17 protein-coding genes are annotated in these 20,498 nt (G+C 59.9%); 5 read left to right on the top strand and 12 right to left on the bottom strand.

The window, feature by feature from the left end; translation table 11 throughout:
* Positions 1-67 precede the first annotated feature (67 nt).
* On the top strand, positions 68-1,540 hold the full coding sequence (locus tag J2X57_RS13930; protein WP_309868043.1) for a site-specific integrase: 1,473 nt from the start codon (positions 68-70) through the stop codon (positions 1,538-1,540).
* 57 nt (positions 1,541-1,597) lie between these two features.
* On the opposite strand, the gene J2X57_RS13925 is transcribed toward J2X57_RS13930, so the two are convergent.
* The 3 genes from J2X57_RS13925 to J2X57_RS13915 form a co-directional block, all read right to left on the bottom strand.
* A complete protein-coding gene (locus J2X57_RS13925) occupies positions 1,598-2,614 on the bottom strand; it encodes a hypothetical protein (RefSeq protein ID WP_309868039.1) in 1,017 nt (338 codons plus the stop codon).
* Positions 2,615-2,696: 82 nt separating this feature from the next.
* Positions 2,697-4,700 (bottom strand): ATP-binding protein, encoded by a 2,004-nt coding sequence (locus J2X57_RS13920; protein WP_309868036.1) that lies wholly within the window; start codon positions 4,698-4,700, stop codon positions 2,697-2,699.
* 323 nt (positions 4,701-5,023) lie between these two features.
* Positions 5,024-5,326 (bottom strand): hypothetical protein, encoded by a 303-nt coding sequence (locus J2X57_RS13915; RefSeq protein ID WP_309868033.1) that lies wholly within the window; start codon positions 5,324-5,326, stop codon positions 5,024-5,026.
* A 262-nt stretch (positions 5,327-5,588) separates the two neighbouring features.
* On the opposite strand from J2X57_RS13915, the gene J2X57_RS13910 reads away from it, so the two are divergent.
* Positions 5,589-5,849 carry a hypothetical protein gene (locus tag J2X57_RS13910; RefSeq protein ID WP_309868031.1) on the top strand — a complete coding sequence of 87 codons (261 nt, stop codon included), beginning with the start codon at positions 5,589-5,591 and terminating at the stop codon, positions 5,847-5,849.
* 117 nt (positions 5,850-5,966) lie between these two features.
* On the opposite strand, the gene J2X57_RS13905 is transcribed toward J2X57_RS13910, so the two are convergent.
* From J2X57_RS13905 to J2X57_RS13890, 4 genes are all read right to left on the bottom strand, one after another.
* Positions 5,967-6,641 carry a hypothetical protein gene (locus J2X57_RS13905; RefSeq protein ID WP_309868028.1) on the bottom strand — a complete coding sequence of 225 codons (675 nt, stop codon included), beginning with the start codon at positions 6,639-6,641 and terminating at the stop codon, positions 5,967-5,969.
* 102 nt (positions 6,642-6,743) lie between these two features.
* The gene (locus J2X57_RS13900) at positions 6,744-7,088 is read right to left on the bottom strand and encodes an ankyrin repeat domain-containing protein (protein WP_309868027.1); all 345 of its coding nucleotides are present in this window, start codon (positions 7,086-7,088) and stop codon (positions 6,744-6,746) included.
* An 83-nt stretch (positions 7,089-7,171) separates the two neighbouring features.
* Positions 7,172-7,789 carry a hypothetical protein gene (locus J2X57_RS13895; RefSeq protein WP_309868024.1) on the bottom strand — a complete coding sequence of 206 codons (618 nt, stop codon included), beginning with the start codon at positions 7,787-7,789 and terminating at the stop codon, positions 7,172-7,174.
* Positions 7,790-7,848: 59 nt separating this feature from the next.
* Entirely contained in the window at positions 7,849-8,496 is a 648-nt protein-coding gene (locus J2X57_RS13890; protein ID WP_309868021.1) for a hypothetical protein, read from the bottom strand.
* A gap of 481 nt (positions 8,497-8,977) precedes the next feature.
* Between J2X57_RS13890 and J2X57_RS13885 the strand changes: the two genes are divergently transcribed.
* Positions 8,978-10,687: a hypothetical protein gene (locus tag J2X57_RS13885; protein ID WP_309868017.1), complete on the top strand. Its 1,710-nt coding sequence runs from the start codon at positions 8,978-8,980 to the stop codon at positions 10,685-10,687.
* Here J2X57_RS13885 and J2X57_RS13880 read toward each other — a convergent pair.
* Both J2X57_RS13880 and J2X57_RS13875 read right to left on the bottom strand, forming a co-directional pair.
* The gene (locus tag J2X57_RS13880) at positions 10,635-12,896 is read right to left on the bottom strand and encodes an AAA family ATPase (protein ID WP_309868014.1); all 2,262 of its coding nucleotides are present in this window, start codon (positions 12,894-12,896) and stop codon (positions 10,635-10,637) included. The genes J2X57_RS13885 and J2X57_RS13880 overlap by 53 nt on opposite strands.
* 89 nt (positions 12,897-12,985) lie before the next feature.
* On the bottom strand, positions 12,986-14,134 hold the full coding sequence (locus J2X57_RS13875; protein WP_309868011.1) for a PAS domain-containing protein: 1,149 nt from the start codon (positions 14,132-14,134) through the stop codon (positions 12,986-12,988).
* 95 nt (positions 14,135-14,229) lie between these two features.
* Between J2X57_RS13875 and J2X57_RS13870 the strand changes: the two genes are divergently transcribed.
* On the top strand, positions 14,230-14,580 hold the full coding sequence (locus J2X57_RS13870) for a hypothetical protein (RefSeq protein ID WP_309868008.1): 351 nt from the start codon (positions 14,230-14,232) through the stop codon (positions 14,578-14,580).
* Positions 14,581-14,599: 19 nt separating this feature from the next.
* On the opposite strand, the gene J2X57_RS13865 is transcribed toward J2X57_RS13870, so the two are convergent.
* A complete protein-coding gene (locus J2X57_RS13865; protein WP_309868006.1) occupies positions 14,600-14,827 on the bottom strand; it encodes a helix-turn-helix transcriptional regulator in 228 nt (75 codons plus the stop codon).
* A gap of 221 nt (positions 14,828-15,048) precedes the next feature.
* Between J2X57_RS13865 and J2X57_RS13860 the strand changes: the two genes are divergently transcribed.
* Positions 15,049-16,014, top strand: a complete 966-nt coding sequence (locus J2X57_RS13860) for a hypothetical protein (RefSeq protein ID WP_309868003.1) — start codon at positions 15,049-15,051, stop codon at positions 16,012-16,014.
* Positions 16,015-16,141: 127 nt separating this feature from the next.
* Here the strand turns inward: J2X57_RS13860 and J2X57_RS13855 are convergent, their stop codons facing one another.
* Together J2X57_RS13855 and J2X57_RS13850 are read right to left on the bottom strand one after the other, a co-directional pair.
* Positions 16,142-17,866, bottom strand: a complete 1,725-nt coding sequence (locus J2X57_RS13855) for a MobA/MobL family protein (RefSeq protein WP_309868000.1) — start codon at positions 17,864-17,866, stop codon at positions 16,142-16,144.
* 313 nt (positions 17,867-18,179) lie between these two features.
* Positions 18,180-19,940: a reverse transcriptase family protein gene (locus tag J2X57_RS13850; protein ID WP_309867997.1), complete on the bottom strand. Its 1,761-nt coding sequence runs from the start codon at positions 19,938-19,940 to the stop codon at positions 18,180-18,182.
* Positions 19,941-20,498: the final 558 nt, after the last annotated feature.

Here is a 20,498-nt window from a genome sequence, read left to right as displayed (position 1 = left end):
CGCGAGGTATCACGTGCCAAAGCCAACTCTGCTCCACCGACCAAGCGGACTCTATGTCCGCTTTTTCGTGCCTGCCTTCCTGCAACCCTACCTTGGGCGCCGCTACATCGTGCTCAGTCTAAAAGGCCAGCGGGCGGACGCCGCCCGGCTCCGGGCCGCCCAAATCGGGTATGTTCTGGGCCGGGCCTATGAACGGATGCGGGAAACGCCTGTGGCAGACCACAAGAACCTGCTTGAAACAGCACTCGCTGCCGCGCGGGGCCCCCATGTCGACCTGACCATTGAACTCCCCGGTGGCGTCCGAATCGTCACGGACGGCTCGGCCCGGGAGAACGCGGAAGCCCGCTCCCTCGCCCTGCAGCTCGAAGGCCAGCGCCTCAATGCACCTGCCCACGCCCCGGCCTTTAAGCCGGAAACAAAGCCGAATCCCGACGACCTGCTCTCGGCTCGCATCACCGCCTTTCTGGGCCACATGGGTGGGCAAAACCGCAGCAAGAAGAACCTGCTCGACACGGAAAACACCCTTGTCCTTTTCCTGGCCCTCGTCGGCGACAAGCCGACCCAGGCCTGCACCGCCGACGACATCGACACGTTCATGGCCGCCATGCGGGTGTGGCCTGCGAACGCCAGCAAGAAGCCCGCGTACAGGGGCCTGACACCGAGGGAGGTGGTCGCCAAGGCGAAGCGGGAAGGCACGCCAGGTCTTGCGCCCCGGACGCGGGAAAAACACCTCGACCGGCTGAGGCTATTTTTCGGCACCTGGCTCAAGCGCAAGAAGGTGGACTTCAATTCCTGCGACGGATTTCAGGTCACCAGCAAGGCCGAGGACGAAGCCCAGACACGTGAGCCGTTTTCGCCCACAGAGCTCCAGACCATTTTCTCGCCGGACAAGATTGTCTACGCCTTGCCCCACAAGTACTGGACTCCGATTCTGGCCCTGTATACCGGCGCACGCGTCAACGAACTCGGGCAACTGCATGTCGAAGACGTTGAGGAAATCGCCGGCATCTGGGGCCTGCACATCCGTCGGAAGACAAAAAATCGCGCATCCCGCCGGTTTGTGCCCCTGCACCCGGAACTCATCCGCCTCGGCTTTCTCGATTACCTCGTCGACGTCAAAAAGGCGCGGTTCGAGCACGTGTTCCCGGGCCTGACCTGGGGTGACAACGGGCCAGGGGATTCCATCGGTGACTGGTTCAACCGGACCTACCTCCGAAAGACCTGCGGCATCACGAGCCCAACCAAGGTGTTTCATTCCTTCCGGCACAGCTTTGCCACGGCTGCGGAACGGGCCGGCGTTCCCGACGGTCGTATTGCCCAGCTGACCGGACACAGCACCGGCAGCACTGTGCTCAGGAGGCACTACATCCACACCGCCGAGCTGCCCCACCGTCTCTCAGACATCAGCAAAGTGACGTTCCCGGAGGTGCAGCTTGCACCCCGGAAGCCGGGGTTCTTCGAGCCCTACCTCCGCCGGCAACGGGCGGTCGAAGACCGGGCGAAGCGGGCGCATGGCACCGATGGAGATGCGAGAGGATGAGCCACTTTTTTGAGGAATAAAGGCGATACATGCGTTGGCACAATGGCTGCTGATGTTTCAGCTGCTCCCCTCACTCTCCGGGTCGCCGTCCTTCGATACGAGGAATGTTTCTGTCTCGCCAATGTAGATAGTGATTTCGTCACCCTTGACCATGATGGAATCCGCTTCATTCGAAAAATCCAACATGAAGCTTCGCGCACCATGGAAATCGCCCCACGACGTGCGAAAAGTCATGCCCTCTGCAATCGAGTAGGAATAAGAGTCGAGGCCATTGTTGTATAGCCCATCCTTCCCACGTGGGTAGTTTGCGAACAGCTGGCGGTTGTACGGCGGCTTGAGAAGACTCACGAAGGCCTTTTCCGCATCAGCAACGATTGGCTTGGGGTTGTAACTGAAGTCCACATCCTCGTCTTCAATGTCTGCATCGGCCCCGAAAGTCCTGACAAACATCGGGTCGACCTTGAACGCAAAGAGGAAAATCTCATCAGTAACCGACGCGCCGGGATAGCGCTGCGGTTCCTCCGAAAGGATTTTCTGGCGCGCGTGGTGACCGTGTCCAATCAGCCGACTAAACGTGTCCCCGACCTTCGCAATGCCGACGTACAAAAGGTCGAAAGTCATCAGCTCTCTGTAGTTCTCGAGCCCGGTAAGGGGGCTGGGGTCCTTCCGTCCAACGGTCATCAGGGCACTTTCCGGGCTATATGCGGCAGCAAGTCTGGATTCGCCTGCTTCATCCGCTATCCAGACCGAAAGCTCATCGTCTCCCCAGCTCAGCCGAAGCGGAACTTCATCCCGGCCATCTTCGAGAATTCGCTTAATGCGTCCCAAGTGAAGACGTCCTGTCGCTGTAGGGCCACCGGCAACGACAATATCAAATGAGACCGTACCCTCTTCCACTTTCTGGACGACGTTTGCAAAGCATGCCGCCGCACGCCCTCCAATCATATAAAAGTCGCTGTTGGAGATGATTCTGGCGAATTCCTTATCATCGCTGTGCATGGAAGCCACCCGGTTCGAGACCGGGGGATAGACCAGATTGAGAGTCGATAGCTTGACCTTCGATTTGCCTTTCATCCGTTAGTTCCAAATAGGTTGAGCGCGCGAATCACCATACAAAAAACACCGAGAGCACTGACATGCATAAGGCTCAAAGGAATCAGTGTTTGTGCACCCCAAGCTTGTCGAACAGCATCCGGTTCCGCTGCTTGGCCAACCGAATGAGCTTGTCATAAGAAATGATTTCGACGTGCCCATTGCCGCCTGGCAGAGTCAGGAAATAGCCCTCCCCGTCGAACGCCTCGATGTAACGGAACGCCACATGATTCTTTAGGCTGGGGGTCAGGTCAGCAATCAGGAATCCGTGGTATCGGACCCCAGTTGGATTGATGAGCCGTCCATCGATGTCCTTGACGCCGCCGTTTGCAATTTCGACGAAGCGCTGGATTATCTGGTCACCGGGGTCCTTGTTGTAGTCGTCCCTGCCGGGACGCTTGAACTCGACAATGACCACCCCACCGGAAGCCAATGCCTCCGGCTCGGCAACGGCGACGGGCCGGTCCCAAAACAGGGCGAGGATGTCCGGCTCTTTCGCCGACGTGTCTTCCAGACCCCGCACTTTCTTCATCGCCACATCCGACGTCAGTAGGGTGTGGAAGGACAAACGCTCATCAATGAGCCACAAATTCTGCTGCTCGAAGAATACGTCCTTCGATGTTGCTCCCATTGGAAACACCATCTTGTGGAGCACTTTCTCCAGCGGATACTTGTCGTCCGTCCGGGACTTTTTCAGGCTGGCATCAACGAGGTCCAGCAGGGTCCTGCGATGGGCAACATAGGAGGCAAGCTTGGCCTTGCCGACCTCGTTGAGCTCCTCCATGAGCACTTTGAACTTCTCTTGGTACTTGTCGAACGATTCTTTCTCCATCCGGACAGCCAGGTTCTTCTCCTCCCTGGACACCTCGTCTTCAATCTCCCGGCGGATGTGAAGCAAAGTCTCGTCCAGTTGCGTGTCTGTTAGTCCAGGGGAGACACGGGATTCGAGACGGGCGCGGTACCGCTCATGGGTCAGGACGCGGTACTCGGGCGCTCTCTCCACGAACCGCTCAATCTGGGCAATCTTCTCGGCATTGGTCACCCGCAGGTCTTCGGCGAGCAGGGTCCGCAGCGTGTCGCCAATGGCCTTGTTGAGGGCCCGCCGGGAAATGGAAACGCGGTCGAGTTCCAGTCCTTCGTCGGTCTCAAAGGTGATGGTGGTCCGCTCTTGGTTGGCGTTCTCGTCCAGATATTCGCCCGTGACCAGCGCAATCAGGCTAAACGCCTTACCGTCCTCGCCCACAAACCGGTCAGGCAACTCAGGCAGAAGCTCTTTCAGCTTGGCCGATGCCACATCCCGCGATGTCGCGCAGAGATGGTATTCATGACTGCGGTTCGTGCCCAGCTGCCGGAGTACTTGGACTGTGAATTGTTGGCCCTTGAGCTCAAAGATTGCCTCTTGGATTTGCCCAACGACGGAGGTGTCAAAAAGACGATTGACATCCACGGTCGGAAACCCGAGGGCCGACACCGTGATTTGGGGACATCCCTGCGAGGCAAACCGAATAAGGAAATGCTCGATAATGCGGCGGGCAACGCCTTCAACGGTCGTGGGCCAGGATGCCCTGTATTGGGACGCCATTCCCGTCATGGTGACCTTCGTTCCCGTGGCCTCCTCGACAGGCGCGGTCGCATCTGCCTTGGTCAGGTCCTCGTCGGTGAAGTCAAACGGGAAGTCCCGCCGCCTGTGTTGGCCATCTTTGCCGAAAATGCTGACCACCCGGACCTCGTCGAACACCTTGAGGTAGGTGAATCGACCAACGCCCTTGCCACCAGCTTTGAGTTTCGAGACCGTGTGGGCTTCCCGGAAATCGGCGAGATGCCCATCATCCAGACCGATACCGTTGTCAGTGACCTCGACCCCATCAACGACAAGCTTGCCTTCACCAGTGTTCGTTCCCAGGTCTTGCAGCGGGATAAGTCGGATGCCTATGCGCCCCGCGAAGCCGTTTTTTCCGACCTCGATGATGGCGTCCATTGAATTCGAAATGGCTTCGTAAAGGGGCATCATCCCCTTGCCGTTTTCGAGCTTGAGTCGCTGGACGAGTCCCTTGAGGTTTGCCTTCATGCATCACTTCCTGGTGCATACGGATTACCTCATTCTGCTTTGCCGCGCATTTCCTTTCCAGTGGTCAGATACAGGGGCGATGGCAACGCTTAACGGGCCCCCCTTCCCATCAAGGTCGGCGGCGGGCAAACGGGTACCGGTTGCGCGACGGGGACCCATGGCCAGGCCACCTTCCCCGGACAAGCCGTCAGACATGGGCGCCCCCTGCCCGATGGAATGGAAAAAGGCCGGAACATCCGGCCCTTCCTGTTCTCGACGTCGTCTGAAACGCCTACGGCCTGGATGCATCATCAACGGTGAACCCGAGGGGTGTCGTTTCAGCTCTAGAACTCCGGCATGTCGGTGATTTTCACATGCTCATTGTTTCCAGCAATCCGGAAAACAAACTCAATCTCGTCACCTCGAAAGATTTTCCATTCGCCATCTTCCTTTCTTCTCTCTGCTGAAAAAACCTTGTGGCCGTCAGCGAGGAGCTTGGCAACGTATTTGGCAGACTTTCCCCCCAGCGGCCTCCACTGCCGCTTATTTTTCTCTTTATTGAAGTACAGCTCCCAGACTTTGAGCTCGGAAACACGGTTATCGTCCTTGTTGTTGCGGTTGACGGCCGTCACGCAATAATTAGTCACGTTCTTTCCCCCCATTGATGTGAACGCTAACAGCCTCCCTCCTCGCCGTTGGGAATTGAGGGTGCCGCCTGTTGGTTTCAAGCGTATAACCCAGGGTCAGAACCCGCTTAGGTATGGAGAGACTTGGACTTTTAATCTGTTGCTCGTGGTCGGCGCAGGGAAGTGCCAAAATCATAGCCCAGACTCAACAGACGCCATCCGGCCTGAGCGTCGAATCCCACGGCACACATGCACAGACGACCACTTCACCAAGGCCGGATCCATGTCCGAGAACGAAGACGCGATTCTCCGCCACGCTGAAATCATCATTGAGGCCATGGCTCTTGGCCAGGCAATGATGGCTGGTGATATCCAGGAAGCCCGCTTTCGCGCCCGTCTGATTGCAACCACGGCAGATATTGCGGGCTTGGACGACGTTGGCCGTGCCGCCGGTCGAGTGGTCGACCTTCTGGGCCGTGGCTCGACTGCACCGACGCCCGGCTACGGACAAGCCATCGAGGCTCTGTCAGTTGCCATCGGCTAGGCCCAGAGACTCCCGTGAATGACGGCCGGCTCATCGGCACTTCAATCAAGGTCGGCGGCGGGCAAACGGGCACCGGTTGCGGCCCCACGAAGGCAACTTTTACTCGCTCTGAGAGGGTCAACGGGCCGGAAGACTCGACAATGTGCCCTCAGCGATATTCCAGTCCGTCTTCGGCTTCCCCGCCGGGTCGAAAAAGGTAAAACGCCCACCCCTTCCCTTGGCTGTCATCTCAAAGAGGCTCACGTCACCGATGGCCGCGTCGGCATATTCAAGGAGAAAGGTGGCTGACCGGTTCTTGTCGTCGACAAACATACCGATGGCATCCCTGTCCGGGTAGTCAAACGAAATGGCACCACGCCCGCTGCTCAGCCAGGACATGCCGCCCCGTTCGTCGCCGACCGTGTTGTGGATGATGACGCCGACCGAATCACCGATGCGGTGGAAATTGGCGGGCACCTTCCCCTCAATCTGAGGTGTAAAGGACTGGCCGACCGTCAGGCGGTCATGCCCCTGCTCATCTAGAAACAGCATGGCAACGGAGCCGGCATCGTGTCGGATACGATTGGGGACATCCGGGAACGGAGCGCCCATGACAATGCGGGCCCTGCCCTGTGCATCGTCGACGACCAGTCCGCGCACGTGCAGGACATCCGGCAACCCGGCCTTGGGGCCCGCCAGTGCGAGTCCCGTGCTCAATGCCAGAGAGCCTGCAAAGAGAGCTAAGCACAACCAGGTCAGCCGGCGGTTTTTGCGTTCGAGCTGGAGCAGCCTGCGTTCGATGTCCATTGCCATGTCAAGGTCCGCGCGGTGTCGAAAGAGGTTCGATGCCTTTATGCAGCGGAAGGTTTAGCGGTATCGGTTGCCTTGGGATGCTCCAAGAGCGGCAGACATGCCTCATCGGCCAAGCACCGCGATTGACCACGCGGGCAACGCCCGCCATTCCCATGCCTCCCATTCTCGTGCGTCAGAGACCGGGATAAGCAGGGACACACATCGGCGATGCCCCGCCGTCCTTCCGCTTGCTGCCCGGTACAGTGCTTCGGACCTCCGCTCCATTGGATGGCTGACAGGAATGAGCATCTCGACGATTCGCCAGTTTCCGCGATGCGCTGCATGCAGCAGTGCCGTGGAATGATGTGATGCGGGGTCCACATCGGGGTGCTTGATGAGGGACGCGACCAGGTTGGCATCGCCATCCCAACACGCGTCGTCGAGTTGGTGTTGAAGTATCGAGTTCATACAGGGCCTCCTTGCCCTTGGTGAGTCTTGCGCCTAAGTCGAATGGTGGCAGTTAGTCGGGTCCTAGCAAATACATCCCCCAATTATTCTTTGGGTACGGAGAACCTCACTCTCAGCTCCGTCATATCTTCAAGCTCTTCCTCGGTTAACGTGTACAACCTGCTGGTAAATTCGACCTTATTTCCAAGAGTGCATCCCAGTCCGATTATCAGTTGGGACTCTTGCTCGACCACCTCAGCTGCGCTGCCCCACAGCGGTTGATGGATGGCCAGCAACTGGGCTTCTAATTCATCGCGGGAATCTGGGACGGGAAGTTGCATATTTCTAATGAGGTGGATGAAAACCATGGCTTTCTTGTAGTCATCTGCGCCCCCGTTCTTGGCGAACTCAGTTGCCTTCTCGAAATCAATCTTCCCTGCTTCATCCAATGCTTGGGCAAGGACCCCTGCGTAAAGTTGCTGCACGCGTTTCTCGGCCCATTCGATGAAGGCTTCAATGGACGGGGTGTATGAGGTGGGCGTCATCTCGGCCTGCGCGCTATGACCTCCATGGAGGTCTAAGAGGCACACTGAAATAGATCCCACCGTGAACCCATGAACCCTTCCCACAATGTAATGTCCAGCCTCGTGTCGGGCAACCTCAACTGCCAAGTGTCGGTTGTGAGAATCGATAGGCAATGCGATTTTTGGCATAGCGAACATATGGCAATTCCATTGAGTGACTATCCGGCATCGTTGCCCATCTTCGGCCCGCGTTCAAATCAGATTCGTCGCGTTGGATGTCGATGACGCAACCCGGTCTTCCGCATCTTCCGGTCGAACATCCTCCGGCGTTCCGTTTCGACGAGCGCACGGATGGCGGCGGTGTATCGGGTTGCAGACTGCCGGTCAAAATCCGCGACCTTCAGCGCCCGCTTGGCCCATCCGTTTCCATCGGACCTGCGCATGCAGCGGCTGATGACTGCCGGTGTCGGGGCGTCCGACCAGGGCCAGCCGGGGGTGCTCAACCTGTCCCGTCGGTCCAGGGAGGCCGTCGCCGAGGACCAGGGCCAACACTGGGTATCGACCTCGTCGAAGGCCGCATGCCGGGCAACGGCCCGGTAGTCGAGCCAGGCGTTGAAAGGCTGGTGGTGGTCAAGCTCGTGGCGGAGGTAGTAGCGGACCAGCCGGAGGGCTTGAGCGTGCTGGAGGTGCAGTGAGAGCTGGTGGGCCTTCCAGGCTGCCCAGAGGTCCCGGGTGGTGACGAAGATCTTGGTTTCCCCAAGCCAGTAGGGCTTGCCGGTCGTGAGGTGGGTCAGGGTCCAGCTTAGATGCTGGCGACCGGCCGAGTCGAAATGGGAGGTTGTGTTGAGGGTCAGGCGGATTTTCGAAAAATAGCGAGCGAGGGCTGGGGTGGTGGGAACGTTCAATGGAAATCCTTTTATTAGCTTTCTGGTTATATTCCGTGTAACCAGGGGACATTGGAGGGGGTTATAGAATCAGGGGTTATTGGACAAGGACCTTTTATTCATTACAATGTTTCTATTGCCCCTCGACCGGAAATGCGTCAAAAATCGAGATTTTCATGGGGGACAACTCCCTCTGGGACAATCTGGCCCCATCCTGCCAACAATCCAAGTCCTGTCAACCCCTCCCCTGGCCGGCAGCCCGCTTCAGCCGTCGCCCGTATCCCCCAGCGTACAGGCCAATTTCGTAATTTCTTTCTTCGCGCGCCCTGTCAAAAAACAGGCGATCAAAATAGCCGCCAATCATTTGGCGAAATGGCGGCGCTAAGCCGATTTCTCTGTCGATTTAATGTTAAGCGATCAAGGTTTTTTGTTATTTGACATGCGGATTTTAATGGGCCAAGTTACCCGCCCCATCCGATTTTTCATAATAAAAGGACCGCTCATGTTTCCCCCTTCCCTCCAATCCGTATTACAGGCGGCAAGTCGCGGCCGGCATTGGACGTTGCAAGTGGGCGATATGTGGCTCCAGTCAAATGGACCGTCCGACACGGATGACATGCTGAGAGCTTTCCCGGACCTTGCCGAACAAGTGCGCCACCGCGTCATGGCCCCGGGCAACGCCCGCCCGGCTCCGATGCCCCGTGCAGCCTCGCCGGCACCCCGGCCCGCTGCCACTCCGGCCACCCCCGTCACTGCTGCCCTCCCGGTCGTCCCGGAGAGGGGTGCGGACCCGGCGCCCCTGGAGCGCTCCGGTTTGGGGGCGGCCGCCCAAGCCACCGACCCGTCGCCCGTCGCCGAGGACGACTCCACACACATCCCTCCGGTCGCCGCCCTCAAGCCTCCAGTTGCCTTCGTCCCGGCGGGTGAGGTCCCGGAGAACGCACCCGAGGGCTCGGACCTCAAAACGCTCGCCGCCTGGCACATGGAGAAGTACGGCCGCCGCAAGACCGGCGCGGACACCAGGAGCGCCATCCGGCGCACCCTCGACCTGTTCCTTGCAGTCACCGGCAACAAGGAGTCCAAGGACGTCGATTACCGGGACCTCCAGCGCTTTGCCACCGCGCTGTCGAAGTGGCCCAAATTCGTCAACACCATCCAGGACTTCAAGGGCAAGTCCATCATGGAAATCCTCATTGAGAACCAGGACGAGAAATATCCGCCCCTCAAGCGCAACAGCCAGGAGACGCATCTCCAGCATCTGAGTGCTTTCTTCAACGAGGTCATCCGCTGGAAGCGGAACGGCGGCAACCCGAACCCGGTCCTGACCATCAACCGGGCAAAGGAATACGGGAGCAAAGACAGCCATCCAAAACATGCGCCGGATGAAGTCGACTGGGCGGCGCCAATGGCGAAAGAGGTCATGGACAATGTCGACGCCCCCCACAAGTTCTTCGGCACTCTCCTTGTGTCGTTTACAGGCTCGCGCACCAACGAGGTATGCCAGCTCAAACGCCGGGATGTCACCTACGTGACCGTCCGGGACCGAAAGAAGGTTCAGCACAAGGTGTTGTGCATGAAAATGACCACCGACGCAGATGGCCAGCATCTCAAAGGCGCCAATGCCTTCCGCTTTGTGCCCATTCCAACGCAAGTGCTCAACCTCGGTTTCGAGGATTACCTCAAAGACCTCGACCAACTCGGTGCAGATGAAATCTTCCCGGGCTTGCAGACGGGCTCAGACCGCCCAGGACAGTCTTTGAGCAGGTACTACAACGGGAAACTGAGGACCGACTGGGGTGTGACCGACAAGGCCGTGACCCTTCATTGCTGCCGTCACTTCATCAGCACGATGGCGGCGTATGACCAACACATCTCCCCTCTCCTGCTCAATGCCCTGTTTGGGCACAGCAATCGGCCTGTCGAGGGCGCCACCGGGGGTGAGGTGTTGAGAGGAAAGAGGTACGTCAACAAGGCGTCTCCCCTCGACGTGCGCAACATGCTCGACGAGTTGCCCTTCCCGGCACTCAACGTGACCCCTTACCAGCGGGGCCGGTTCGACCACTACCTGTGCCATGAGGTCGGACGCCTGAAGGCCGGAATGAAGAGGAAGGGGCGGGTGCCGAAGGCCAAGGCGACGGCCGTAAGCACCCCCTCGGCAATCATGCCTCCGCTGTCGTCGGCGCCGGCGCAACCTCAGCCGGCCGCTCCTTGAAATCCGTGCCCATCATCAACTTGTAGTGGCCGGAGTGGTTGAGGTTGTCGAAGATGCGACGGAACACGTCGAGGTAAAACACATCTTCGGTGTCGCTCGGTGCCATGTAGATGTCGTCGTGGACCGCATGGGACCCTTCATTTGCCCAGGACAGCAGTGAGTGTGCCGCCAGTTGTTCATCCCCGTCGAAACCCTTGGCGGCCTGAGCCACGTCAACACCTCCGAGGAGGCTCGAAAAACTCTCGAAGATTCGGCGCATGGTGTTGGGGAGGGTCGTTGAGTGGCCGTCCGGGTTTCGGATGTCGTGCCAGAGAAGCTGGTATGTGCTCTTGACCGGATTCTTTTCGGCATGGGGAACGAATTGGGTGAAACCTCCCTTCTTCCGGCATACCCAATAGGCTGTTGCGGCGAGGCTCCCGCCAGCCTTGGCAAACGTCACCTCCTTGTGGAAGTAAACGTTGTGGGTGAGAACGATGAGCTGCTTGATTGGACCGTTGCCGACCCGGGCCATGTCCGCCATCTGCCGAACCAGGGTCGACACCACGAAAAGCACGTCGCTATCGAGACTGGAAATCGGGTCGTCGAGGACGACGACCCGGTCTTCCTCAACACCTGTCGCAGAATCCCCCGCGTGGGCCAGATGGTAGAAATACAGGAAGGTAATGAAGGTCTTCTCACCCTCACTCAGGCTGTGGTGGGCCTCATCACCGTTGGCACGGACCAGGCGGTACGTGTGGGATTCTTCGCCGGGGACCAGCTCGAAATTGGTGAAGTTGAAGGACTTCAGCGTCTTGTTGATTTTCTCGACCGTGGGTACGGTGCTGGTTGACTGTTCTTCGAGCTCGTCGAGCTCTTTTTTCATGGCTGCCTGGGCTTCCCTGGACTTTCGGATTTGGGCTTCCAGGGATTCGATGGCTTTGCCAGCCGAGTTGTTTACCTTGTCGTAGTCGGCAGCATCGGTCTTGAGCTCAACGTCGATGAGGTACCGCCAGAAATCGGCGATGAGCTTTGCTTTTTCCCTGGCAAAATTGTCGACCCGTGCGTTGTGTCTGGCAACTTCTTCATTGACCGTTGCAAGGTAGGCGCCGATCTCGTCGACAGCGGAAGCGACTCCGGAAATGTCGACAACCGCACTTGGGGAATCGGTCTTTCGGAGCATCGTTGCCCGGGCCGAGGCCAGGCGGGCATCGACCACATCACTCAACCGGGCGATTTCCTGAGGGTCCTGATAGGTCACCGGTTCGTTGGCAAGTGCGTCAAGCGCCGTTTCCAAGGCGGAGGCCGCTTCCGTGTATTCGACTGTCTTGCGGTCGAGATACGCCTTGTCGGCGGTAAAGGATTCATCGAAGAAAGCAGCGAGTTCGCCTTCGAGGGTGTCCGGAATCTTCTGCTGGCAAAACGGACATTCCGGCCGGCTCATCTGCAGGAATTCCGCGCCCTTTGCCACCCAGTCCGAATTCTTCAGGTGGTTGATGAGCCCAGCAATGTTGACGTCTCCCTTGCCGACGATGGGCCTGCCGAAAATGGCATCGTCTTCGAGCAGCTTGATTTTGGAGCTGTCGGGAATTCTTAGTGGCGTAACCCTCACCGGTGCGCCTGAAAACAGCGATTTTGCCCGCGCCTGGAGGTCCTTGAAGTCACAAAGGATGGCCGTGTTGGTCCGGCGTTGCTCCAGGAAACGGTCCATGAAGACATTGCCGCTGCCGCGTGCGCCCGTCATCGCCGGTTCGAATTCACCTTCGTGCTTTCGGGTTTGTTTCAGACATGCCTTCTTCAACGCCTCGGCCGCCTTTGCAAGCTCAGCCCGCTTGCCGCCAGTACCGCTCTCACCGCCGAGTGTGTTGTTGAGGGTTTCCTCTTTCTTCTTCTCGTCGGCAATCTGGTCGGCCAGCTCGTCGATGCGTGCCTTGAGTGCGCCGTCATCACTGCCAAGGGTAAACACACCTTTGACGCGGCCACGGTCCCGGCTTCCGAAGGTGGCCTCCTGGAAATCCCGGTTGTAGACGGTCAGGCGAAGCGGGCGACCCGCATTCCACACCTTGGTGCACGAGAGAAACTCGTTGGCGTCTGTGGATGCCAGGTACCGTGAGAGCGTTGTCTTGCCCGACCCGTTTGGCCCGTAGACAAAGTTGCAGGCCGTCATGTCCTCCATCGAGGCACCGGCAGCAGGATACGTGGCGACGGACGCCACCTTGATTGATTTGAGCATCACTTTCCCCTTCCCTGTCCCTGTCCCTGTCCCTGTCCTTGACTATCGGCCTGACGCCATCCGGCCTCAACCGGTTTGGCGCCCGGTCGCTATGTGTTTCCGGCAACCGCCCCAACAAGGGCCCGGAGATTCGGATGCCCCGACTTCTCCAGCACTGCCCTGACCTGGCTCCGGACAGTGCTGATTTTCACTCCTCGCCCTTCGGCATGGTCGGCCGGGCTTGTGCCGGCGGCCACGGCTCGCAACAGAGCTTCCTCGGCCGGAGTAAGGCCCCACTGCCGAGCAAGGTCAGCCAATGACTCCCGGGAGGTGCCAACCGGCGCCGTTACCGTCAGCACCACGCTGGCACGGTGATGCAGACCCGCCCCGCCCCCGAGGCTGCCGACGAGCTTGCCGAGGCCGTGCGTGCCGCTCCTGGGCGCGCGGGGCAACGGGGACAGCGTGAGGGTGAGAGCCTGACCCCGACGGCGAATGGTCAGGCTATGGGGGCGGCGGCTTAGTGCGACGGCCCGGGCGTGCGCATTCACTACCGACCCGCCTAGGGGGCCGGAGAGGCCGAGGTTCACGCGGCCCATTTGGTCACCCAACAGGCGGATGGCAGACGGGTTGGCATGAAGCACCTGGCCTTGGTCGTCGAGGAAGACCACGCCCTGGGCGAGGGCATCGACGGCCGCTTGTGACCCGGCTGCGGCCTCGCGCAAACCGTCCGCGCGGACCATGAGCTTCATCCAACGGGCGAGGTGGGCCATGAAGCCACCGAGGGCCTCGCGCTTTTCCCCCTCGAACCTGTTTCTGCCGACGAGGTGGTTGAAAGCCACGTGCACGTTTTGACCCCGCTCGCGGAAAATGTTGCCGCCGGCCACATAGCGCGGCCCATGGGGAATCAGGAAGTCCTGATAGAACTCCGACCCCGAGACATAGCGGTCGTCGAGCTGGTCATGACAGGCAACGACAATCCCTGTTGGGGATTGCAGCCCCATCTCTCGCCTCGGGTCAATGAACTGGTAATGGGTGAGGTACGCGGTCTCCGCCCCCTGGATGTGATTGCCGGTGACAAGGCTCATCAACACCTCGTTCTTCGACTCATCCCAGCCGACCATGTGGACGCCATCGCAGTCGAGATAGCGGTTGATGCGTGCAATGACACCGGGCACATCGGCTGGGGAAAACACCGACTCGTACAAGTCCGCAATCAGCCCATCCCGCACCCCTGCCCGCTCCCGCCATCCCTGCTGCATACGACGTCCTTTGTCATCCACAAGATTGTGGATGAGGACCGTAATGCCGAGCCGTAGCCTTTGGCAAGAACAATCCAAAGCGTCAGGGAGCTTTCATGCGGCATATTGCGCGTCTCTTTTTTCCAGTCTTGTTGTTTTCGAGTGCACCTGTTCTCGCGGCCACGCCGACGCTGACGCTCATCAACGCTGGCGACAGCCGGATGACAGATGTTGCCTATGCACCGAGTGGCACCGACCGCTGGTTTGCCATGGCTGGGGACGACATCGAGAAAGGCGAAAAGGCATCGATTGCCCTGCCGGCGCCGGCTTGTGTGTATGACTTCCACTTCCGTTTCAAAGACCAAGTCATGGTCACGGTCAAGGCATGGAACGCTTGCAAGAACCCGGTGATGGAAATTGGATGGCAGGAGAGCCCGCCGGGACAGGCGTCACACCCGGACACCTGACCCGATGCGGGGTCTTCGCTCAGCCCTGACGCTTGCGCCGCTCGGCTTTTGCAGCACGGTCCATCCGCGTATAGAGCTCGGCGTGCCAGTCGAGGGGGTCCACTTTGAGCGCTTGGAGCCAGCGGTAGAGCTGTACCGGGTCGACCCGCACATCGCCGTTTTCCACATGGGAGATATACGGCTGGGAGAACCCCAGCGCCTTGGCAAGGGCAACTTGTGTGACGCCCTGGGCAAGCCTCGTTTCCACAAGCCACCCGCACAATGCCGAGTGTTCCGCACTGCTCGTGGACTTGGGCGTTGGGGCGCGTGGGGGCATGGGTTCACCTGTGGGTGAAGGGACCCTAAATGCCTGCCTCAGTTATTCCGACTTCGAATATTCTTACTTTTTATAGACTCCGCCAGAACCGCCCGGGTGAAGGCCGCCTGCCGTGCCGCCTGGCAGTTCAATCACAGGAACAGGGAAAGCTCATGTCTGTCTTTTGGCTTATCGTCGCCATCGCCCTCCTCGTCACGTCCCGCACCATCACCCACAAGATTCGCCCGGACGGTCTCGGCAACCTGGTCTTTGGCCTTTGCAACCTTGGCATGCTTGCGTGCCTCGGGCTGGCATTCTTCGCCTTGATGGAGCCGTCCCGGTCGACCTCCGGCTACCCGGGCCAGGGAGCGGACACGCTCATCTTCATTGGCAAGTGCCTCGGCGGGCTCTTGGTGGTCATTGGCATCGGCTGGGCCATGGTGACCGTGCAGCGGGGCCGTCGCCTGCAACAGGACACTTTTGACGGTCCCGACGTCTCCCTCTCCCTGGACCATTCGGCCGGGGTCGTCGTCATCAGCCAGAGGGGCAACCTCACCGCCCACCGTGTGCCCCTCGGCCATCTGGTGGTGGAGATGAAGCCCTACGACGACGGCGACCACAAGCGCGCCCGGCTGGTGTTCAAGATGTGGCCCAAGGGCAAGGAAGGCGCCCTGCTCTCCCCCGAAAAAGCCGCAGCGACCATGACGACCCTCGCCGAGGTCCACACCTGGCTCAACAATGCCAGGGACGCCCTGGCCTGGGTGCGCAGGCATCCCGGGGTCGAGCTCGATGCCGGGGCCATCCGCCAGTCGTGGGATGAGGCCAGCCAGGACTTGCTCCGGTACTGCCGGCAACAGCGGTCGGCCACCGGCAACCCGGCCGTTGAGCTCCATCAGTTCGGGGACGGCCCGGCCCTGTCGTATGTCGCCATTGAAAAGGACGGGCAGGTCCTGGCCGGCATGGGGGAGCATCCGTCGCTTGAACCCGTGACCCTGCCCCTCGTGCCCCATGGCAGCCGGCGGGTGTCGGTGACGATCGCGGGCACGGCCGTCTTCTTTGACCTCACCGACGACCAGGTCCGCATTCTCCAGCGCCTCCAGACCATGGGCCAGCTCCGGGTGGCCGAGACGAACCGCTGAACCAAGAAAGCTCCCTGCTGATGGACAGGGGGCTTGTTGCCGGGCGCTGGGGGGATGGAGTGGCGCCCGGCGGCCCACAAAATGAGACAGGCACTGTGGTATCTGGTGAATGCCCTGTCGCGCTGGTTCAGGGGGCGGCCACCCGTGGCTTGAGCCCCGGACCTGGCACCACGCCCAGGCCGCCTTGCACCATGGGTTCCCCCTCGCCCTCAGCAGCCACCAGGGCCGCCCTCATGGCCTCCCGCACCAGGTCCGCCGCCTCGTCCGGCAGAAAGCCCAGGACCTGGTGCAGGGCGGGGAGATTCTCGACGGCAAGGCCGGCAACCGCCTGTTGCAATGCCGTCTTTCGGAGGTCGAGTTCGGCCCGGGCCAATTTGACCGCCTCCCACGCCACCCCTTCGGCGGCTTTCAGAGAGCGATGGGCACGCTTGTCTTCCTGCACGTGCCTGTCGTGGAGGGCCACCGGCGCCATCTTGCCTTGCCGGGGGTCCTTGAGGCGGAGGCCTGCTTTCGACAGACGGATACAGACGGGGTGCAATGCCGTCAGGTCCCGCACATCCCGCCGGGCACGTTCTCGCCGCCGCCGACTGTCTTCAATGCGGTTCGACAGGTCGAGCGCATGCTGTTGCGCCCGCCGGGCCTGCTCGACCAGGTTGGCATGCTCTTTCATCTGGGCCGATGCCGTTTGCAGGAAGCCCTCCAGAATGCCCACAAGCTCCACGGAGCGTTCGAGGGCCATCTGTTCTGCATCGTTTGTGGGTTTCGGTCCCGCCGCAGCCACCTGCTGGGCAAGCGTGACCTTGATGCCAGGAGCTCCGGTCCGGACCATGCGCTGGGCGCGGGGGAGGACAGTTCGCGGGGTAATGACGATGGGGGCGGCCGTCGCCGTCGACCTGGACGGTTGCAGGGTCGCCGCTGCCCCCAAGACGTCATTGGACGAGTGGGCCATCGATGGAACCGGTTCGGCCGCCGTGTGTGGACGCTTCATTTGGACGGCCAAAGTTGTTGCCACCCTGACTTTCTTCTGGACCTCGGCCATTACGAGGGCTTCCCGCAACACGTCGCCCCGAGCCGTGGCCATCCCTTTCCGCTCCATCGCTGTGGCGGCCGTCCCCATCTTGGGCTGGGGCACGGCATCGACGCCCTGACGGACATAGCTGCGGTGGTCAAAAACCGGGGGCAGGTCAGCCGCCGCCAGGTACTCGTTGGAGAGCTCCGCCCATTTCTCGTTGAACGCTTCGACCCATTCGGCAGACTGCCGTTTGTTCGACAGCATGGCGAGCTTCGGCCCGAACCCGTGCCCGGTGTCCCCACCACCCTCCCCGGCCCCTGTCCCGGCCGCCAAGACAAGGGGGCGGGTGGGGAAATACAGATGGGCGTGGAAGCCCTGCTGATGGTCCGGTTTGACGTTGCCGAGGGCGTCGCGGTCGGCATCGCGGTGCAACCCCACCGAGACCGGGACACCGAGAGCGTCCCGGATGAACTCGGCGAGATCCACGGCAAGGTCTCCGGCCTGCTCGTCGGTCAGGCCAAGGGGGATGGGCACGCGGTAGTCGCGGGCGACCTGGGCATCCTTCCGGTTCTCGGAGGCTTCCACGCGGTTCCACAGGGCTTGAGGGTCACTCGCCCATCCAGGAGCTCCCGAGGGCGCTACCGTGACCGCGCGGACGATTTCTTCCCCAGCCTTCCGCTTTTTGAAATCGTGGGTCTCGCCCGTCCGCTCATCGGTGAGTTTCAACCCGAGGCGGTAGGCGGCACCCGCCACCGAGGAATGGCCCTGGGCCCGGTTGTGGGTGGTCAGGTGTGGGCGGGCATGTTTGGCGGGAGTGACAGGGGTGGGAGTGCTGGTCATGGCCTTCCTTGGCTGGTGGGCGCCCCTCCTCGGGCTGGACATTTTGTCGCGCGGCCTGGTGCCGGCTCGACCCCATCAAAGCAGAGAATCAGGTTTCGTCAAGCATTTGGACGTCCAAATGAATCGAGACCTCCAGCGCGGAGCGGCCTGCCCCGTGCCCAAAAGAAAAGGGCGCCGGTTTCACGGCGCCCCTGCTTCGAAGGCTTTTCTGCTCTTGGCGGGCCAAGGGAGCGGGACCCGACGGGTCTGCCGATGCCTTTAGTGTCGTGTTGGGCAAAGCCGAACGCTAAGACGCGCTCTAGGCAACAGGTTCCTAGGCAACAGGCCGAGATTTGGTCTGCTCCGGCTCTGGCGTCATCGAAAATGGCATCAGGGATGCTCTTCCACGCCAAACCCGCTTCCTAACACCGTCGAAAATGAGCTGGTAAGACATCGACAGTCGCTTGAATCGCACAAAGTGTCCGTCAGGTTGATTTCCCGAAAAAGCAAGGTACCGCCCCATAATGCCGAGCAAACTGTCGGCGTATGCGAGGAGGTCGGCCTCTTTCTTGGATTGCACAACGACGGACGGACTGGAAGGGGGGCGCCGCTTTCCAAAGTAGAACTGGTTTAGAAACACTTTCTCGACCATATCCCGCATTTCATCTTGTGTAATTCGGGGATTGTTCTCGACGTACACGGTTACGTCAGCGTCGTCGGCCGAGTGCATCTTCTGCTCGATAAGCCGAGAAAAAAGTTGTCTGTAGGTCTCTTTATAGTCCCCGTTGAGGGGGGCGAATGCAGCAAGACACCTGACCACCTGGCCTTCCATGACTTCGACGAAAGAAGACCTTTGGCTCTCATCAAGGTCCGCCCAGTGAACTCCAAACTCACGGATTTGCTTTGCCTTCGATGCAGACAAAAAGGCGTCCTCGCTCTGCGCACGGACAAAACCCGCCAGCGCCTGTTTAGACCGCGAGACGTCGAAGGGCTCAGCACACAGCACAGCCAGACATTTCTCTCCGTATGCCTCGAACTCTGCTTCATCGACAAGCCAGACGGCCTCCCGAAGGACGTCATATGGTCGGGGTTTGAAGCTTTTTCTGAGCGTCGATGCTTCACAAATTGACGTCCATCTCTTCCAAAGGTCCGGAGCCAGTTGCTTCTCGATGCTGGCGACATAGCTGATGGTCCCTTCAATTCGGTTCACCAAGTGCTGAATGGATGGCGCTCCCTTTAACCTAGAGCGGTGCCCCTCAATCCCAAACTTTTCGATGAAGTGCAGTTCCTGAAATAGCCGCTTTTTCATCTTCCGGGGAATGCGGGGCTGATTTCCGTCGGTCACTGCCAGACCAGTGACATAGTGTTTCTGCCCACGTTTTGAGGCCCGGAACTTGGACTGGTTTAGCTCAAAACCGTGCCGCTGGAGGACCTTTTCAATCTCCGCTCGGCTGGGAAGATTGTCAGCTCCGGAGAAAGTGAGGTCATCGGCATAACGGGTGTAAACCAGCGAACGCTCTGCGGCGAATTTTTCAAATTCAGCGTCCAGAGGCATTAGGACGAGATTGCACAGGATTGGGCTCGAATGGAATCCAGGCTTCATCGACCCACACGGCGCCAAGAACTTGGCGAGAATTCTGGAAGCCTCTTTAGATAGGCCGGCCTGCTTCAACGCGCCTTCCACCATTCCTGTGCTGACCGATGGAAAAAAATCTGCGATGTCGGCGCTGACAAGGCGCAATGCGCCCTTATGGGCATCCGCATTGGCTCGGGTACTTCTGCCTGCAACAAAGCCGTAGGCAGCCGGGTGAGGAAAGCCAGCCACCCTGCTGGTGAGATAAGCCCCAAGCCTCCGGGCGATAGCCTTGTGAACGAAGTTGATGACACCCCACTGGGGCTCCCAGACTTCTCGAACTTTCACTCGTCCCCTCTCCCCCTTCACCCGCTTCGGGATGAAATGAACCTTGTAGAGCGACTGGGGGTCAGGGACTTCAACCAGTTCTTTGAGAACTTCCCCGTTGAGAGCCAGAGCCTTCGCCAAGGTCTCCAGCGAAGTGGGCCGGGAGAGGTCAGGAATGAAATTCTGAAGACTCATGCGAGGACGGGGCCAACCAAGGGTGATGAGCTAGTGGTACTGCGATAGCTCGCGCAACGAGCGCGACAAACAACATGACAGGCCCCGTCCTCGCGAGAAAATGTACCTCACCGGCCAGGGGCCTTCAATCAAGAACCTCAGAATAACTCCCGGTATGGGATGAATGGCCTTCCAGTTTCCACCGCGCGTCGGTCCTTCCGGGCGATAACCTCGGCGAGGTTCTGGTTCCTCAGGGACATACAGGTCAAGCCCGTCCATGCACAGGATGGGCTGGACCCTGCCGAAGACTTCCACCTTGGTGAAGCCACCGGTGCTGATGAAGAGTCTCCGGGCCCAGGCGGCCTTGTCCTGCACCTTGCCGGTGAAGCTTTGCAGGTCGTTGGCCCCCGTCCTCTCGGCTATCCGCCGCACCGGAGTTTCTCGCTTTCCCTCTCCGTTAACCTTCCGGGCAGTCCAATGAACTCAGTGCGGCCGAATGCCCCCTTGACGTCTGCCCCGGATACCGTAGATCGGATGGATGAATGCCAATGCAGTCTTCCACTCACAGCACACGGCCCT

Origin of the sequence: Luteibacter sp. 1214 (genome assembly GCF_031455395.1) — a bacterium.
Taxonomy (GTDB): domain Bacteria; phylum Pseudomonadota; class Gammaproteobacteria; order Xanthomonadales; family Rhodanobacteraceae; genus Luteibacter; species Luteibacter mycovicinus.
Note: the sequence above shows the minus strand (reverse complement) of the source record. Positions and strands in the feature narration are given on the sequence as shown.